This is a genomic window from Rhizobium sp. No.120, from assembly GCF_054558365.1.
On record NZ_BAAJNQ010000010.1, the window covers coordinates 57758 to 73237 of the forward strand.

At 56.6% G+C, this 15480-nt stretch carries 15 protein-coding genes; 4 read left to right on the forward strand and 11 right to left on the reverse strand.

The features are described from left to right. Positions 1-27 precede the first annotated feature (27 nt). From ACYJRZ_RS23610 to ACYJRZ_RS23650, 9 genes are all read right to left on the reverse strand, one after another. A complete protein-coding gene (locus tag ACYJRZ_RS23610; protein ID WP_459463099.1) occupies positions 28-1860 on the reverse strand; it encodes a glycosyltransferase family 2 protein in 1833 nt (610 codons plus the stop codon). Further along, positions 1857-2843 carry a UDP-glucose 4-epimerase GalE gene (gene galE / locus ACYJRZ_RS23615; protein ID WP_459463101.1) on the reverse strand — a complete coding sequence of 329 codons (987 nt, stop codon included), beginning with the start codon at positions 2841-2843 and terminating at the stop codon, positions 1857-1859. The genes ACYJRZ_RS23610 and galE overlap by 4 nt, the downstream gene beginning before the upstream one ends. Then, the gene (locus ACYJRZ_RS23620; RefSeq protein WP_459463103.1) at positions 2843-3856 is read right to left on the reverse strand and encodes a UDP-glucuronic acid decarboxylase family protein; all 1014 of its coding nucleotides are present in this window, start codon (positions 3854-3856) and stop codon (positions 2843-2845) included. Before ACYJRZ_RS23620 ends, galE begins: the two co-directional genes overlap by 1 nt. Positions 3857-4318: 462 nt before the next feature. Then, positions 4319-4657: a slr1659 superfamily regulator gene (locus ACYJRZ_RS23625; RefSeq protein WP_459463105.1), complete on the reverse strand. Its 339-nt coding sequence runs from the start codon at positions 4655-4657 to the stop codon at positions 4319-4321. Positions 4658-4675: 18 nt separating this feature from the next. Beyond that, a complete protein-coding gene (locus ACYJRZ_RS23630; RefSeq protein ID WP_459463107.1) occupies positions 4676-5230 on the reverse strand; it encodes a slr1658 superfamily regulator in 555 nt (184 codons plus the stop codon). A 3-nt stretch (positions 5231-5233) separates the two neighbouring features. Beyond that, positions 5234-7594 carry a SpoIIE family protein phosphatase gene (locus ACYJRZ_RS23635; protein ID WP_459463109.1) on the reverse strand — a complete coding sequence of 787 codons (2361 nt, stop codon included), beginning with the start codon at positions 7592-7594 and terminating at the stop codon, positions 5234-5236. Next, the gene (locus ACYJRZ_RS23640; protein WP_459463111.1) at positions 7591-8766 is read right to left on the reverse strand and encodes a methyltransferase domain-containing protein; all 1176 of its coding nucleotides are present in this window, start codon (positions 8764-8766) and stop codon (positions 7591-7593) included. Before ACYJRZ_RS23640 ends, ACYJRZ_RS23635 begins: the two co-directional genes overlap by 4 nt. Further along, the gene (locus tag ACYJRZ_RS23645) at positions 8763-9263 is read right to left on the reverse strand and encodes a ubiquinone biosynthesis methyltransferase UbiE (protein ID WP_459463351.1); all 501 of its coding nucleotides are present in this window, start codon (positions 9261-9263) and stop codon (positions 8763-8765) included. Before ACYJRZ_RS23645 ends, ACYJRZ_RS23640 begins: the two co-directional genes overlap by 4 nt. Before the next feature lie 48 nt (positions 9264-9311). Beyond that, the gene (locus ACYJRZ_RS23650) at positions 9312-11009 is read right to left on the reverse strand and encodes a putative bifunctional diguanylate cyclase/phosphodiesterase (protein WP_459463113.1); all 1698 of its coding nucleotides are present in this window, start codon (positions 11007-11009) and stop codon (positions 9312-9314) included. Positions 11010-11621: 612 nt separating this feature from the next. Between ACYJRZ_RS23650 and ACYJRZ_RS23655 the strand changes: the two genes are divergently transcribed. The 3 genes from ACYJRZ_RS23655 to ACYJRZ_RS23665 all read left to right on the forward strand — a co-directional run bounded on the left by ACYJRZ_RS23655 (position 11622) and on the right by ACYJRZ_RS23665 (position 13840). Then, positions 11622-12251, forward strand: a complete 630-nt coding sequence (locus ACYJRZ_RS23655; protein ID WP_459463115.1) for a hypothetical protein — start codon at positions 11622-11624, stop codon at positions 12249-12251. 242 nt (positions 12252-12493) lie between these two features. Then, positions 12494-13222, forward strand: coding sequence for an MgtC/SapB family protein (locus ACYJRZ_RS23660; RefSeq protein ID WP_459463117.1), 729 nt, complete (start codon positions 12494-12496; stop codon positions 13220-13222). A 69-nt stretch (positions 13223-13291) separates the two neighbouring features. Beyond that, complete coding sequence (locus ACYJRZ_RS23665; RefSeq protein ID WP_459463118.1) at positions 13292-13840, forward strand: BON domain-containing protein; 549 nt, start codon at positions 13292-13294, stop codon at positions 13838-13840. A 166-nt stretch (positions 13841-14006) separates the two neighbouring features. On the opposite strand, the gene ACYJRZ_RS23670 is transcribed toward ACYJRZ_RS23665, so the two are convergent. Beyond that, positions 14007-14435, reverse strand: a complete 429-nt coding sequence (locus tag ACYJRZ_RS23670; protein ID WP_459463120.1) for a hypothetical protein — start codon at positions 14433-14435, stop codon at positions 14007-14009. Between the two features lie 271 nt (positions 14436-14706). Here ACYJRZ_RS23670 and ACYJRZ_RS23675 point away from each other — a divergent pair, with 271 nt between their 5' ends. Next, complete coding sequence (locus ACYJRZ_RS23675; RefSeq protein WP_459463122.1) at positions 14707-15063, forward strand: hypothetical protein; 357 nt, start codon at positions 14707-14709, stop codon at positions 15061-15063. Between the two features lie 37 nt (positions 15064-15100). Here the strand turns inward: ACYJRZ_RS23675 and ACYJRZ_RS23680 are convergent, their stop codons facing one another. Next, the gene (locus tag ACYJRZ_RS23680; protein WP_459463124.1) at positions 15101-15358 is read right to left on the reverse strand and encodes a DUF2934 domain-containing protein; all 258 of its coding nucleotides are present in this window, start codon (positions 15356-15358) and stop codon (positions 15101-15103) included. Between the last annotated feature and the right edge of the window lie 122 nt (positions 15359-15480).

Sequence of the window (15480 nt, forward strand, 5' to 3'; positions counted from 1 at the left end):
TTCCGCCATAGCGTCCCTGTATGCAACTCAATCGTCTGTGTCGCTCACGTGCCAGTGCGGATTGAGCACCATTCTGTGTAATCCGCGACCGCCAATTCCAGCACCTGCCACCGAAAAGCGCGTATCGAACAATACGTAGCCGTCGGTGTCCCAAATCAGTGATTGTGCTCCGGCGCGGCCGTGCTCCATGATGCCGACAAATGGCAGGGCAGTCAGAGCAATCAGGCCGCTGGCGAGCGCCGGCCGGTAAAAGCGGCTGCTCGTGCTGAGCGTATTCTCACGCGCATGCTGAACGATGATAACCAGCAGCAGCAAAGTGTAGATGGCGGCATTCATCGTTGCGAAGATATAGAAACCGCTGCTCTCTTCCGCAGCTGTGACGGACAGAACCGGTAAGATGGAGATAAAAGAGAGTATTGCATAAGGTGCGAGAACTCTGAATGGCAGAGGGTCGACCTCCGACGTTCCCTTCGGAGTGACACGGAAGTCCACGAATGTTCCAGCCGTCCAATCGCGAATGGCAGCCAGCGAACCCATGAGTGCCCATGGCCAGCGAGCAAACAGGAACAGCGTCATCTCCCAGCTCAAGATACTCGCATCGACTGGTCTGAACGTATGTGTACTGCGCCAGCGATAGGCAAATAGGATCAGTAGGATAGATTGTGGCGCGAAATGCATTAGAAAGTCGGGATAAGATACATCGACGAAGGTCTTCCCTCTGATAAGCGCGATGATCGGCATAATGAACATAAGCGCCATGAAGAGCGAAAAGAGAGAATACCAGAGCTGCGAAAACAAGAACTGGATCTTGAGGCGTGGCGGCAGCCGTTTGATTAAACTTGGCGAATATTGCAGCAGGATCATCATCAGGCTGCGTGACCATTGAAACTCCTGGGTGACGAGATCGGCGAACGTGCGCGGACCGTCGCCATGGGCGATGGCGTCGAGCGCATGAATGCCGCGCCAGCCATATGCATTCATCATCAGTGTGGTTGAGTGGTCTTCCGCCAGTTCAGGCCCCAACCCGCCAACGCTCCTGAGGGCCTTGGTACGAACGGCATAGTGCGAACCGATGCAAAGCGGCGACAGTCCATGATTGAACCCAACCTGAAGCGATCCGTGCATGCTGGCTTCCGCATAGAGGCGGCCGCGAGCTGCCCAGCTCTCATTTGCATTCTGGTCGCAAATGCTCGGCGCTGACACATAGCCGACCGCTGGATCGGCAAAGGGCCGAAGCATCTGGAAAAGATAACCTTGTTCGGGCACATGGTCGGCATCGAGCTGCACGACGAAATCATAGCCTTCATAGCCGTAGTGATCGTAGAAGAAGGCGAGGTTGCCTTCCTTGCAACGGGTGCGCCGCGGCCACGTCTGGCGGTGATAATCTTCGCGCCCCTTCCGGGTGGAAATCCGGACGCCATATTTGCGGCACCAATCTTGCGTCGAGGGTGATGGATCTTCATCTGCAAGCCAGGTGTCGTGCGTCACCTCCTGCGCCAGCATGGCATCCAACGTCCGGGCCACCACCGAGAAGGGCTCCGACGGTGCTTTGGTCACCACCATTGCGATGCGGCTGCCGGCAGGAAGCCGCAATTCCCCTGTCGGCTTTTCGGCGCGGAAGAAGACGACGATGAAATAGGCTGGGATGATCGTCACCCAGCCGAGCACCAAGGTCACCAAGATCGATCCCATCGCGTCCACATGGTGCGCTGGCGCGAACCACCAGCTCCAGAAATAGCCGAGTGCTGCAAGCCACAACGCGGCACAAACGACATATTCCGCGCGTTTACGGCCTTGCAGCACCGGCGTCATCAACGCCCGGGCCCTCATTGTTTCAGCTCGTGTCCGGATCGATGTCATCCCCGCATCTCCAGCCCGAAGAAGGGAGCTGCGGTCCGGATAATCGTTTCGATGTCCGAGTGCAGAGCGCGGAAGCCGAGTTTCTCGGCAGCGAGATCCGAAGCGGCATAAAGGGCAGGCGGATCGCCCGGCCGCCGGCTATGCATGGCAACAGGAACCCGACGGCCGCAAACGCGCTCGATCGCGCCGACGATCTCCTTGATCGACGTGCCGCGGCCGCTTCCCAGATTGACTGCGAGATTGTTTCCGCCGGCCAGCAGATACTCGACCGCCAGGACATGCGCCTTGGCAAGATCCAGCACATGGATATAGTCGCGCACACAGGTGCCGTCCGGCGTGTCGTAATCGTCGCCGTAGACTTCCAGGGTCTCGGTCGTGCCGGCCGCCGCCAGCAATGCGCGGGGAATGAGATGTGTTTCGGGGTCATGCCATTCGCCGAGTTCCTGTTCTGGATCGGCGCCGGAGGCGTTGAAGTAACGCAGCGCCACATAGGAAAGGCCATAGGCCGCCGAATAGTCGGCCAGCATATGTTCGGCAATCAGCTTGGTTCTGCCGTAGGGATTTATCGGCTGAGGCGTCTCGCATTCGCGGATCGGCAGATGCGCGGGAATTCCGTATATCGCGCAGCTCGATGAAAAGATCAGCTTATCCGCTTCCGTGCGGCGGCATGCCTCCAGAACCGACAGCGTGCCACTGACATTGTTGGCATAATATTTAGCAGGATTTTCAACGGACTCGCCGACATAGGCCGAGGCGGCGAAATGTATGATTGCCGCAGGCCCGTGTTCCTCGATCGCCCCGGCAAGGCGGGATGTGTCGAGAATATCTCCTTCCACAAAAGGTCCCCAGCGCACGGAGGTCTGATGGCCCGTCGAGAGGTTGTCATAGACGACCGGCTCGAAGCCTTGTCGATGCAGGAGCTTCGCGGTGTGGCTGCCGATGAAGCCGGCGCCACCCACGACGAGTATTTTTTGCTTGCCCATCACGCAACCTCGAAAAGCTCGCTGCTCGCACGTACCAACTGACGTTCGAAGTACGCGATGGTGGACTTCAATCCATCCGCCAGGGCGATGGACGGTTCCCAACCCAGTTCGCGTTTCGCGACCGTGATATCGGGCCGGCGCTGGCGGGGATCGTCGATCGGCAAGGGTTTATGGATTATCTTCGACTTGGAGGCGGTAATCGCGATGACCTGCTCGGCAAGATCGCGCACGGTAAACTCCGCCGGATTGCCGAGATTGACGGGCGTATGGATCGTCGTTTTGTCGGCCATCAGGCGAATGAAGCCTTCGATCAGGTCGGCGACATAGCAGAAGGAGCGCGTCTGAGAACCGTCGCCATAGACGGTGATATCCTCACCCTTGAGCGCCTGTACGATGAAATTGGAAACAACGCGGCCGTCGTCGGGACGCATGCGCGGTCCATAGGTGTTGAAGATGCGCGCGATCCTGATATCGACGCCATGACGGGCGTGAAAGTCACGGAAAAGCGTTTCGGCGGAGCGTTTGCCTTCATCGTAGCACGAGCGAGGGCCGAAGGAATTGACGTTACCCCAATAGTTTTCCGGCTGCGGATGCACCTGGGGGTCGCCATAGATCTCCGAGGTCGAGGCTTGGAAAATGCGCGCTTGATGATATGTGGCAAGCTCCAGCAAGTTGAGCGCGCCGAAAACACATGTTTTCATCGTACGGATCGGATCGGCCTGATAATGCGGCGGCGACGCCGGGCAGGCCAAATTGTAGATTTCATCGACAGGCAGATCGAGCGATGAGATGACGTCGTGACGGATGAAGCTGAACGTCTCGTAACGAAGCAGATGCCAGAGATTGTCCATCCGTCCGGTTGAAAAATCGTCCACACAAATGACTTCGTGACCATCCTGCAGAAGTCGGTCGCAAAGATGTGAGCCGAGGAATCCTGCGCCTCCCGCGACAAGGATTGTACGCCTCTTTGTATTTTTCAACGATATACTTGTAGATTTGAACGCTATGCCCATCAAACCCTCCCGGTAAACTAGACACGCAGCCAAGTATTCAGGAAAAAGCAAAGCCTTTTCCCTTGCGCAAGGCTTCTTACAACAAGGAATTATTGCTACAATTTACGGTTATATTTTACCGATAATTAACAATGCTGTCGTTATCACCGAATGCAGAAGCTTTGCATTCTGTACATTTTTATGACACGGAAAATAAATGCGAAGATTAACTAAGATACCGCGCGTTATTGCTTAAGGTATTATTTTAGTTGATATTTACTTAATGATTTACCATTGGCTTCAAGTTTCTATTTTATTGCATAGATGAAAAAGTCCGTAGGCGTAAGGGAGAGCTAACCGAGTTCGCCTGCTAACAGAGCCTCGCAATATTTCTGTGATGGCGCGGCTCGTCGCAGCGCGCATTCGAACCCCGCCTTAGAACGCCCGGTAGCGAGGCTTGATCGCTAAAGCGTGTCGCATATGCTAGGTCAGGCGCAAATCTAGGCGCGGATGCAGTTTTTTCAGGTTCGGCAACGATTTCATCTGCCAGGGAATTTGCGAGGAACCGCATACGGTAAGATGAATATCCGGATGCTTGCGTGCTTCTATCGTCAGTTTGGCGAGCAGGTTGATGCCCGAAGAATTCAAGAACTGCAGGCCGGTCAGATCGAAAGTCGCTTTGCCTCCGCTCCCATGAAGGACTGACCTGGCCAGCTCATAGACCGGCGCATAGGCATCGGGACCAGCCAGGCGCATGGTGCCGTCAAAATATAGGGTATTGCCTTCGGACCAGACGCGGAATGCTTCTTCCTTGATTTCCATAAAGGGCCTCTCGCGGGTTCACGCCGATGAAATCGCCATGGCGGCATAGGTTTGGAGCTTGATCCGCTTTTGCGGATCACTCTCATCGAAATGCCAGGCCAATTGAACCTGGTAGTCGCTCATCAATGTCAACAGTCCGAGCCCGGACGCATTGTCGCCGGCAAGAACGCTTGCTTCGATGTGTTCTATGAGGAGATCGCCGGGATCGCCAGCGGTAACTTTCAATAATAATTGTTGGAAGCGCGTCATCGCCTCGCGGTCGATTAAGTTTACGGTCCGCATCCGGAAACAATGTCCATCCCTCAATGCCTCGATAAGGATCTCGCCCGAGGCGCGGAATTTGATGGAATTTTCGATGAGTTCGTTGGTCAGATAACCGATGTCGTGCCGCACTGTCTTGTATTGGCGCTCGGAAGGGCGGAAATCGAGTGCTATCGTCTCCGCAATGAAGTCGGATGTCATGGCCGAGTGGCGCCACGCCAGATGAAGCGGCCCATCGTATAGGCGTATGCGAAGGGCGTTTGTGGCGTCGAAGGAAACCAGACGTTCCTCGCCGAAAATTGCTGTCGTCATTTGTCACCTGTGCCGCATCACCACAAGGGTAATGTCGTCATGGATCTTGTGGGTCCCGATGTAAGCCATCAAATCGTCGAGTATGCCCTCGACGACTTCTTCCGCGGTTCCGCCATGCAGGCGGCGGGCATCCTCCAAAAGCCTATCGAAGCCGAACAATTCGCCCTTTGAATTCTCCGCTTCCGTGACTCCATCGGTGTGTAGGACAACCATGTCGCCTTTCTCGAAGGATATCTGCCGTGTATCGATAAAGGGAGCGATATCGGGCTCGAGACCGACCGGAAGGCCTAGATCGCCCGTATCTATGCGTTCCACTTTGCCATCTTGGCGAATAATGATCATATCCTCGTGTTGACCGGATATCGTCAACCTCTCGCCGTCATAATCGAGAAACGACAAGGTAAGATGCTTGTCGGTCCGGGTCCGTTCGATGTTCTTGAAGATCGCGCGGTTGAGATCGGTCAGGAATTTTGCCGGGTCCATCTCACCCGCCTCTTGCAGGGCGCGGGCAATGGATTGCACCATCAGCATCAGCACACCGCTCTCAAGCCCATGGCCAGTCACGTCGCCGATGCCGATCTTCAGGTTGTTTCCGTTCTGCAGAACATCATAGTAGTCGCCGCCGACTTCATCGGCCGGGCGCATGTAGGCGGCGATCTCCAGATTCTTGAATGCCGTCAGTTCCTTGGCCCGTGGCAGAACCATGAGCTGGATCTGCCTGGCGACATTGAGCTCCGCGGCCAGCCGCAGGTTTTCGTTCTTCAATTGACTATTGAGGGTTGATATCTCCTCCTTGGCCGCCTCGATCTCCCTAGTCCGGTCCGACACGAGCTTTTCGAGGTTTTCGGTGTGGAAGCTGATATCCTCCGCCATCCTGTTGAATGCGAGGCCGGCATCCGCCACCTCGTCCCTGGTCGAAATATCGACCCTGACCGAATAATCCTTCGCCTGTATGCGCTTGGCAGCGCTGGCCAGAGCGCTGATGCCGCTGGTAACGCGTTTCGAGGCGGCAAAGACCGCAGCCGTGACGATCATCAGGGACACGAGAACCGCCATGATCTGATAGAGCAAGATGCGGTTGGTCGCCCGCGATATCTCGTCCTTGGCGGCGATGAGCGAGGCATAGATCTCGCGCTCGGGCACCACGATCCCGAGCGACATGACCTCGCTCTTGACCGGTCCGTCCACCCAGAGATTGGTCGGGCGCAATTGCTTGACGACCGCGAGATAGGGAACGTCTTCCCCCTGTTCGCGGAGACTGATGTGCTGGATCACGCCGTCGGCATCGAGCGGTAGTTTGGTGACGGCGGCTTGCGTGCTGTTGCGTAAGGATCGGTCGAGACCCGTAACTCCCTTGGCGGCGGCATCGTTGGCGGCGCGCAAGCCGATGATCTTCTCGCCCACGGGGTTGATTGCGACGACGTTTCCATTCGACATGGCGAGGAAGCCGAAGCCGGTTTGGGCGACTTTCACATGTTCGACGATTTCGGCAAGTTGTGTGAGTGTAATATCCGCACCGGCCGCACCGGCCACCTGATGCCGATCGGGTGTCCAGAGCGGATGGAAAAAGCTGACGATCAGCTTGCCGGTAATGGCGTCGGTATAGGGGGCCGTCTGAGTGATGTAATCGGCAACGGGGCGAGATGAGGGGTTGGCGGCCCATTGCTGCCAGGATTCGTATAGGCCAGGAAAGAAGAATGTCCAAAAATCCGAACTGTTGTGGCCCGGATAGAGGCGATCAAAGGTCTGCGCCTGCGTCGTATAGGGAGCAGTGCGAAAAATGGGACGCTCCCGCGGGCCGATATAGTACATCTGCAGCTTCGACGCGCCGTTATGCAACAAGGAAGGAGCAACCAGATCGAGCACAGCGCTCCATTCTATGTCTGCCTGCACCTGAGGCAATGGATGGTGATCCTTATCGAGCAAGTAACCCCATACGCTAACGACCGAAGGCGTGCCAGGCAGATTTTGCGACCACTGGCCAGCCGGGTCGTAGGTCACCGTTACGGCGCCTGGAGACGCTCTGCTCATGGCAGCACCGACATCGACGCTCCGCGCCGGATTGTCAATCTGTCCCTGCAGCACGCCCGCCAGCGCTTTCACATCGGAATGGACCTGGTTGAGCAGCAAACCGACCTCTGCGGCGGTCGAATCCGCATAGGAGCCGATATAATCCTGGCTCGCTTTCTCCAGGCCTAGTCCCACTTCCGTCGTGGCGTTGCGCGATAGGCGCTGGACATTCCATAAAGCAAGGCCGCCGCTGACGAGCAGGTCGAAGAGAACGGCTCCGCCGACGACGAGGAGAAATTTGGCGCGAAATGAGCGCAGTCCCAGCCGTTGCTTGGCGATTGGCGCGTCTGTCATAGCGGTTTCTGTCCCGAAGAAGCCCAGATTGGCCAGCCGGCATAGCCTCTTGGATGGAGCGCGGCAAAGATATGATCGGCGAAACCTTGCTTGAATCGCTCGATGAATGCGGCCGAATCCCCTCTTCTGACCGCCATTTCATCGGCATAGACATTCTGCCATGCCGTGATGATGTCGGCAAAATCCTGAGGATCGCCGTCGAGATTCGTGACCATGAAGCTTTCCATCCGCACATCCTTGAAACCGGCATCCAGCAGCATGCGACGTCCCTTCGGGCCCATTTCGACATCCATATCGAAATGAGCGAACAGTTTGGCGACTTCGTTATAGGTCCATTGGATACTGTCGGCTCTGGGCTCGCCGAGACAATGGGAGTTCTTCTCGTTGGTGATGTAGACCCTGCCGCCCGGCCTGCATATGCGATAGAGCTCGCGAAGCAGAACATCCGGGCGGTCGAAGATCTGCAGCGAGTGCCTGCAGGTTACGAAATCGAACTGGTCGCTCTCGAACAGCATCTGGGATGCATCGCCATAGGTATATTCGATGTCGTGGACATCGAAGTCTTCTGCGACCTTGCGGGCATATTCCAGGCTGGGGATAGAATGGTCGAGGGCAACAATCCGCGCCGGTTTGAAATCCTTTCGAAGCAGCATGGCGAAATCGCCGATGCCGCAGCAGATGTCGGCGATATGCAAGCCCTCGCGAAGGCCGTGCCGCGGCAATATCTCGCGCTCGTGCCGCCAGGTCATTTTCGTCTGGGTTCGGAGGATCGGAATGAAGCTCTGATTCTCCACGAATGTCTGCCCGGGATAGAAGGCGGAATCATAGATCTCGACGATGATGTTGGGTGACAGATCGCTCAAATGCCGAAACAATCGCGACGCCCATGCAACGACGCTCGAAGCGACGACCGTCAGTTTGAGATCCGGCCTTGATCGCGTGGCATCGAGCAGGACATGCGTCAGGGCGCGGAACGCCGTATTGTTCATGTGGGTGACGCGCTTGAGATTGATGTAGCAGACGCCGCTCACCGTCTCGATACCGTTGCGCAGCAGGGCGAGATCATCGGCGAGTTCCGTGACCGAACGCGGTCTCAGGACTCCGAAAAGGGAGAATTCCTGATTGTTGGCATCGAATTGCGCCGTGAAGCGGCCAGGGGAGGGATTGCTCAATTGAGTAGCCTTTCGAGCGCGAGGTCGACCACGAAAGTCGTTGTTCCCTTATCCTGAACGGACAGCTCGATGTTGGCGTCGTAATTAACGGCAAGGCCGAGAAGGATCGCGTGCTCTGCACGCGCGGCATCATCGGTGATGACATCGAGATAGTTTGCGAGCGCCTGGCCGTTTCTAATGCGCTTAACGATGGCCTCATATGAATTGCGCTGCTCGGCCGAGCAGGGAAAGGTCAGTTCGATCCGTTCGATCGAGGCATTCCGATAGACGCGGAAGGTAAGGGCACCGCCGCTTTCCCTGGTGTGGAACGACATCTCGAAAAGCTCGTTCAGGGCCGCCGAAAGCAGATTGGCATGGCGGATGGGATCGTGGCGATCGTGGCTGATCATGCGTGCGACGTAAGCAGCACATTGGTCGCAATGCGCCCAGTCCGCCACCAGCGTCGCCATCTCCATCTCCAGTTCAAGCAATGGCTCGAAAGCCGTGTCTACTTGCATCTGCATGGTACCTTCTCGAGAAATTCCCGACGAAATGCGCTTCAGAAGTCATTGGCTGGCGTGAAATTCATCGAATGTCCCGGCGGATTGAGTGCGGGCACCCTGCCTTATGAAACCTTCAAGCTTGTCTGTGCTGAGCGGAGGACTGATGCAGTAGCCCTGCAGGCGATCGCAGCCTTCCTGCTGGAGCCAGGACGCCTGCTGCTGCGTTTCTACGCCCTCTGCGGTCACTCGCATGCCCAGGCCATGGGCAAGGCCAATGACGGAGCGCACAATAGCTTGGCTTTTGTCGTCCTGCAAAAGATCCCTGATGAAATAACGATCGATCTTGATCGTATCGAAGGGGAAATTCTTGAGGTAGCTGAGCGAGGAATATTCCGTGCCGAAATCATCGAGGGAAATCTGGATGCCGAGCACGTTCAGCGTATTCAGCGTATCGAGATTGTTAATCGTCCGCTCAAGAAGCACGCCTTCGGTGATTTCCAATTCCAGGCGCTCGGCTGGAAATCCGACGATATCGAGTGTTTGAGAGATGCGATCGGTGAGGCCCGGTGTCAGGAACTCCGCCGGAGAAAGATTGACGGCAAGCGTATAATGCTCTGGCCACGTCAAGGCCTCCCGACAGGCTTCTTCGAGCATCCACTGGCCGATCTCACGCATCAGACCGTCGGCTTCGGCCATCGGAATGAAAGCGGCCGGCGGAATGATCCCGAGGGTCGGATGCTGCCAGCGCAGCAGCGCCTCGAAACCAACCACATTGGACGGAGGTTCCGCCAGCGGCTGATATTCGATGAAGAACTCGTCGCGCTGCAGTGCCACGCGCAGGCTGCGCCGCAGCAGTTCCCTTTGCTCGACCACGATCAGCATGGCTGGATCGAACGTCCGCGCCCGTCGTCGCCCTTCTTTCTTAGCGGCATAAAGGGCGACATCGGCAGCCTTCATCAGTTGTTCTCCCTCATTTCCGTCGCGAGGCGCAATTGCGATTCCTACGCTGACGCCAACGAAGAGGGAGATGCCGTTGACCGTGAACGGCTTTTTAAATTCGGCCACCAACGCTTCTGCCAGCCGCTCTGCCTCCAAAGCCCGCTGCGGCCCAACCTGGATGATGGCGAATTCGTCGCCGGCGAGACGGTAGGCCGTTCCGCCGCGGCCGAGTGCTCCCGTGATTCTCTCGGCGGCGAGTTTCAGGACGATGTCGCCGGCGCCGTGGCCGAGTGTGTCGTTGACGGGCTTGAAGTCATCGAGGTCGAGCTGCATCAGCGCCGGTCCGATCTTGCCGGTTGCCGGAAGCAGTTTCATCAGAGCCGCGCTGAATTGGCGACGATTGGGAAGTCCGGTCAGGGCATCGTGCGTTGCCTGATGGATGAGCCGCGCTTTTTCATTATCTTCGGGCGAAAGGGCTTCATCTGCTCCATTGGTTTCGACGATCAGGAGCCCCACGCGAATACGGGAGAGGAGGAAATTGCGTTTTCCCTGCATTGGATCGTCGAGTTGGATCGTGCGAGGTTCACTCGTATCGATGACGTGGCGAACGAGCTCGGCAAGGGCCGGTTTTGCAAACGCGGGATAAGCCTCCCACAATGATACCTCGTGCCGGGACGACAGACCTATATGCTCTTTGAATCGCTTCGAGGAATCGAGCAGCTTGAAATCGATATCCCAAAGCGAAACCGTCGTCTCTGAACCGTTGTCGGATTCGGCCCCATAGAGAGTTTGCTGCGGCCGATCCACTCGGTTTTCGGGCATATGGCCTCGTCCTCCCCAAGCTGGCCGTGCAATATCCGGCCATTGTGCAGCTTAAACTGGTTCGTTCGCATCGGGGCACACGTGTCAAGGATCGCAATCTCATCGAGCACGCGCGCAAGTCGTAACTTACCAGAGCGTGGCAGCCGCTTTAAGTGAATATATTACGAGATCTTCATATTTAGCAATGATTGCTAAGACATATGCAGATAAAATGGACCGCCGCAGCGTAATCTGTTTCATTTTGAATGCAGGCAGATTGTATTGCTCTAGTGGAAAAGCTGCGGTGGTTGTGGCGCGCGTTGAGTCGTCGCGATCGTTCGATCACTGATTCGCACTGCATGTCTGCCGCCGAGGCTTCTGCGCGGTGATCGTCTTGAACAGCGCCAATGCCTTTCCACCTCGTGATGTAGAGCTGGGCGCAAAGTATCGATGCCTATTTTGAACGAAAGGGCCGGCGAGATTGCTTCATCAAGCGGTTTGGTGTAGGGCCTCGACTACAATATCCGCGGACGATCGCCATGTCGCGGTCGTAGCTCTCAGAGAATGCCAGCCTCTCATCCATATTGATCGTCCATTAACTGCGCTCCGTCATCGGGCACACATCGAAGTATCATGGTTAAACAGACAAAGCCCTTTATCATCGAAATCAAAGCCGCCCGCCGGATGAAAGCAAGATCATCCGAAGCACCGAGATCCATCTGGGGAGAGCTTGCCGCCGACCTCAAGCAGACCTTGGCTATGGAGCAGGAGACACAGACAGGTTCGCTGCCGCATGAGGCCTCGCAAAAGGATGGAGCGGAGTGCCCGAATGTTGATGCCGCAACTCTCATGGATCGTGATGAGGCGACATTGCCGCAGCCCAGCTCTCAGCTTCTTGAAAAATGGTTGGCAAGGAAGGCGGAAAGGCCGAAGGTCGGCTCACAGGATGTGGTTGAGACATTCCTTGCACGGCTTGATCAGCAAAAGATGCTGCTTGCGGAGTTTCAGCAGAACCCCGATGGTTTCAGGCGCTGGCGTTCGGCCTGGTTTCGCAGGGCCGCCGGCGGCTTCGGTGTCAGCATCGGCCACGATCTGATCGATGCCGGCGGTGGTCTGCGATATGTCGTTGTCGATACGCTCGACGATATCTCTCGTTTTCTCGATGACCTCGGTCACCACGCGCGAACCGACCTGGATTTTCGGCGCGCGTTGGAAGCGAACCGCAGGCAGCGTGCTGCTCGCCGGTCTTCACGGATAATGTAATATATTTCGCGATGCGTTAGGGCGGAAAAGCAAAGGACTGACGTGCGGGAAGGATTGGCGGTGCAACGCCATAAGCCGCCTTCTGCCTCAAGTGCTTCTCCCGAGGTAACAAGGGAGCAGTAGAGTATCGTACTGCTTCCATTATATTTTTCACAAGCAACTCCATCGAAGATGGAACGAAACGCCGTTTGCGATGTTCCCCAACTGAATCCTGCTGGTGACACTCCTTTGGGGAGGACATCGTGCCTGACCTGACCGACACTATGCCAATAGATGCGGATTGGCTGGATATTGCCCTTCGTTTGCTGCTGGTCGTCGCAGCCGGAGGGCTGATCGGGATCAATCGGGAAATGGGCGGTCATGCCGCCGGGTTTCGTACGACGATCCTGGTCGGACTTGTCGCATGCCTGTCCATGATACAGGCCAATCTGCTTCTATCCACGCTAGGGAAGACGTCACAATCATTCGCTTCGATGGATGTGCTGCGCTTTCCGCTCGGCGTGCTGACGGGTGTCGGTTTCATCGGAGGTGGCGCCATTCTCAAGCGTGGCGACCTGATCACCGGGGTCACGACGGCGGCGACCTTGTGGATTATGACAGCAGTCGGCCTGTGTATTGGTGGCGGTCAGGTGATCGTGGGTTCAGCCGGAGCCATTATCGCGTTCATCGTGCTGTCGCCGTTCAAACAATTCGACAGGCTGATACCACGCCGGCAGAAGGCGCGTGTCGTGATCGAACTGCCTCGCGATGCCGGCGTTGCGATCGCCGATGTACAAGCAGCGCTGGAACCGCTCGGATATGCCTTCTCGTTTGTGGGGAGGGCGACCGGGCCTAACGACGCGACGGCGCATATTTCGTACGAGGTCCGATGGCGCCAGGCTGGGCCTGAAAGTGGCGGTGCGGAACTGCTTGCGTCCCTTGAGGAGCGTTACAAGGTGGTGTCCTTCGACATGCTGACAACAGGAGCTTGATGCAAGCCTGGAGAGCGGAACATTCCGGAGTGGGAAAGGTTAAGCCCTCATCGAACAGGGAGAAAAACCATGACCAAAATCAGCGATAGGACAAATCCAAGAGGCTCCCCGCATCGTGGCGACACACGCACGGTTCAGGCACTCGATCAGGCAGCCGGAGGGTCCGGGGATATCGGATCCGAACAGCGGACAGGGGAGGTCTCGCTGACGGATTTACGGCCCGAAAATGGTACTGACGATGCGCGCTGTGAAGATTCGGCTACCTATGATGTATTGCGCAAAGAGATGGCTGATGAAATTTCCGGTAAAATCTCAAACGTGAAGGGCGCTTCCGGATCAGAAGTGATCGACGGAGCTACACAGTCCGAAGCCCCTTACGCATCGACGCCGGAGAGAACGGACGTCGAAATACGAACGGAAATCGAGAGTAGGCTAAAAGCCGATCACCTGCTCGACGAGACCAGCATCTTCGTGGCCGTCAGTCACGGGCGCGTCGTTATTGACGGTTCCGTAGAAAATCACGAGGCCAAGCAGCGTGCAGAAGCGATCTCCCGGCAGGCTGGAGGCATTATCGGGCACGACAGCAACCTTGCTGTTCGCAAAACGGATCGGGGCTGAGGCTTCCAGATGCGGATGCTGTTGCTCGTTATTTTCGGTCTGATGGTCGCGTCCGTTCTGGGAATTCTTGTCATTAAGCCGTTTACGTCAAGTGACGGCCGAGATAGCGGCGCCGTCAAGAACGGTCCTATTGAGCAGCCCGAACCCAAACCCTGACGGATCAGCATCATTTGCCCGGCTCTTGATTATTCTGCTGTTGCGTATCGCCGGGCTTGATGACGGGAGTGTTGCCGACTTGCGGCGCTGGCTTTTCCATCTTGCTGTCGCCGACTGTCGGCGGTTTCAGGACGCCGCCACAGTCGGATAGTTTCCGGCTGGGATTATTCTTAGCTGGCGGCGCCTGTTCGCCTTGCACCTGCTTGCCCTCAGTCTGCCGGTTGGTTTCTTCCGCTTTGCAGCCATCATCATTCGATTGCTGCGCGACGGCAACATTCCAGGACATGGCAGCCGTTATCGTCGCAATCAACAGCAAGCGACCGCTTTCAGTCAGGGCGTGACCGCTCCACTGGCGCGGTCGATCGGCCCTCAGGCGAGAGTACACCGCGAGGGTCGGCAATTTCTGCGGCGTCACCGCGTTGACGATATTCCTGGGCATTGTTCACCCTCCTTAAGTGTTGGAGGGGTTGCAGATCGGATGGATAGGAAGCTCAACTGCCGTTTCGTTGGCTATGGAGAGAAAGCGGAAAAATCTCCATATTCTTCAGCACCATCGCGTCCGCTTGGCACGGTCTGCAACCTCATAAGGCTAACGCCGGGCTCTGCCTGTTGTTCCGATCCAATCCCCATCCCATTGGCGTTCATCAATGGAACCATCGCTCCGGTGATCGGTTAGACCCATGTGGGATTTGAAATAGATGGAGGCTGCCATGGCGTTCGACGAACGGAATAAGCCGCGGGAGGAGCGGAAACCATTATCCGCGACAGAGGCCCGCCAGGGTGTCCGCGGGACGCATCTGTTCACCGTCCTGGTAACAGCATTGGTTCTGGCGGCAATCGTATGGGCTGGCGTGGAAATCTGGGGTCGCTATATCGAACCAGGCAAACCTCAGAATCCCTCGCCGACGATTAGCTCTTCCAGCGGGCGACCGCAGGCCGGCACTGTAGACAACACGCCGTCAGCCGGTCAAACGGCCCAGCCAGCTCCGACCGATCGCACCGAAAACAATCAGCAGGGCACGAAGAGCACGCCGGCCCAGCCGAACCGCGATGGAACGCAGAATTAGCAGAATTAAGGGCGGCTTTCGAAATTGCGGATGTCTTCTATCCGAAACGGCGGGCCTCGGACTGCGTTTTTTCCTCAGGTTCCTGACCGTCGTCATCAGCCTGGTGCTTCGCAGGGGTTTTTCTGAATCTTGCGAGGATTTCCGCGCCATCTGCCGATGCTCGCGTTCTCTCCATGATCTCACGTTCCTTGACTGCCTGCTCCCAATGATGCTCGCTGCAGCCCCAAGGGCGTCCGGCCGCTTCCCATATGGCATAGGCCCGCCTGCTGATCCACTCGAACCGTTCATCCGCCATCTTTTCCTCCTTCGTAGATGCTTCGAACAACTGGGACGAGCGATGGTTCCCATCGGGGAACAATAGTGATTCTGATGTGTTCCACCTTAAATTCGGAAGTTCACAAACTCATGAATTCGTAA

Coding starts and splice junctions, on each gene's coding strand:
- ACYJRZ_RS23610 (WP_459463099.1), bottom strand. CDS start 1,860: ATGACATCGATCCGGACACGAGCTGAAACAATGAGGGCCCGGGCGTTG.
- galE (WP_459463101.1), bottom strand. CDS start 2,843: ATGGGCAAGCAAAAAATACTCGTCGTGGGTGGCGCCGGCTTCATCGGC.
- ACYJRZ_RS23620 (WP_459463103.1), bottom strand. CDS start 3,856: ATGGGCATAGCGTTCAAATCTACAAGTATATCGTTGAAAAATACAAAG.
- ACYJRZ_RS23625 (WP_459463105.1), bottom strand. CDS start 4,657: ATGGAAATCAAGGAAGAAGCATTCCGCGTCTGGTCCGAAGGCAATACC.
- ACYJRZ_RS23630 (WP_459463107.1), bottom strand. CDS start 5,230: ATGACGACAGCAATTTTCGGCGAGGAACGTCTGGTTTCCTTCGACGCC.
- ACYJRZ_RS23635 (WP_459463109.1), bottom strand. CDS start 7,594: ATGACAGACGCGCCAATCGCCAAGCAACGGCTGGGACTGCGCTCATTT.
- ACYJRZ_RS23645 (WP_459463351.1), bottom strand. CDS start 9,263: ATGCAAGTAGACACGGCTTTCGAGCCATTGCTTGAACTGGAGATGGAG.
- ACYJRZ_RS23650 (WP_459463113.1), bottom strand. CDS start 11,009: ATGCCCGAAAACCGAGTGGATCGGCCGCAGCAAACTCTCTATGGGGCC.
- ACYJRZ_RS23655 (WP_459463115.1), top strand. CDS start 11,622: ATGGTTAAACAGACAAAGCCCTTTATCATCGAAATCAAAGCCGCCCGC.
- ACYJRZ_RS23665 (WP_459463118.1), top strand. CDS start 13,292: ATGACCAAAATCAGCGATAGGACAAATCCAAGAGGCTCCCCGCATCGT.
- ACYJRZ_RS23670 (WP_459463120.1), bottom strand. CDS start 14,435: ATGCCCAGGAATATCGTCAACGCGGTGACGCCGCAGAAATTGCCGACC.
- ACYJRZ_RS23675 (WP_459463122.1), top strand. CDS start 14,707: ATGGCGTTCGACGAACGGAATAAGCCGCGGGAGGAGCGGAAACCATTA.
- ACYJRZ_RS23680 (WP_459463124.1), bottom strand. CDS start 15,358: ATGGCGGATGAACGGTTCGAGTGGATCAGCAGGCGGGCCTATGCCATA.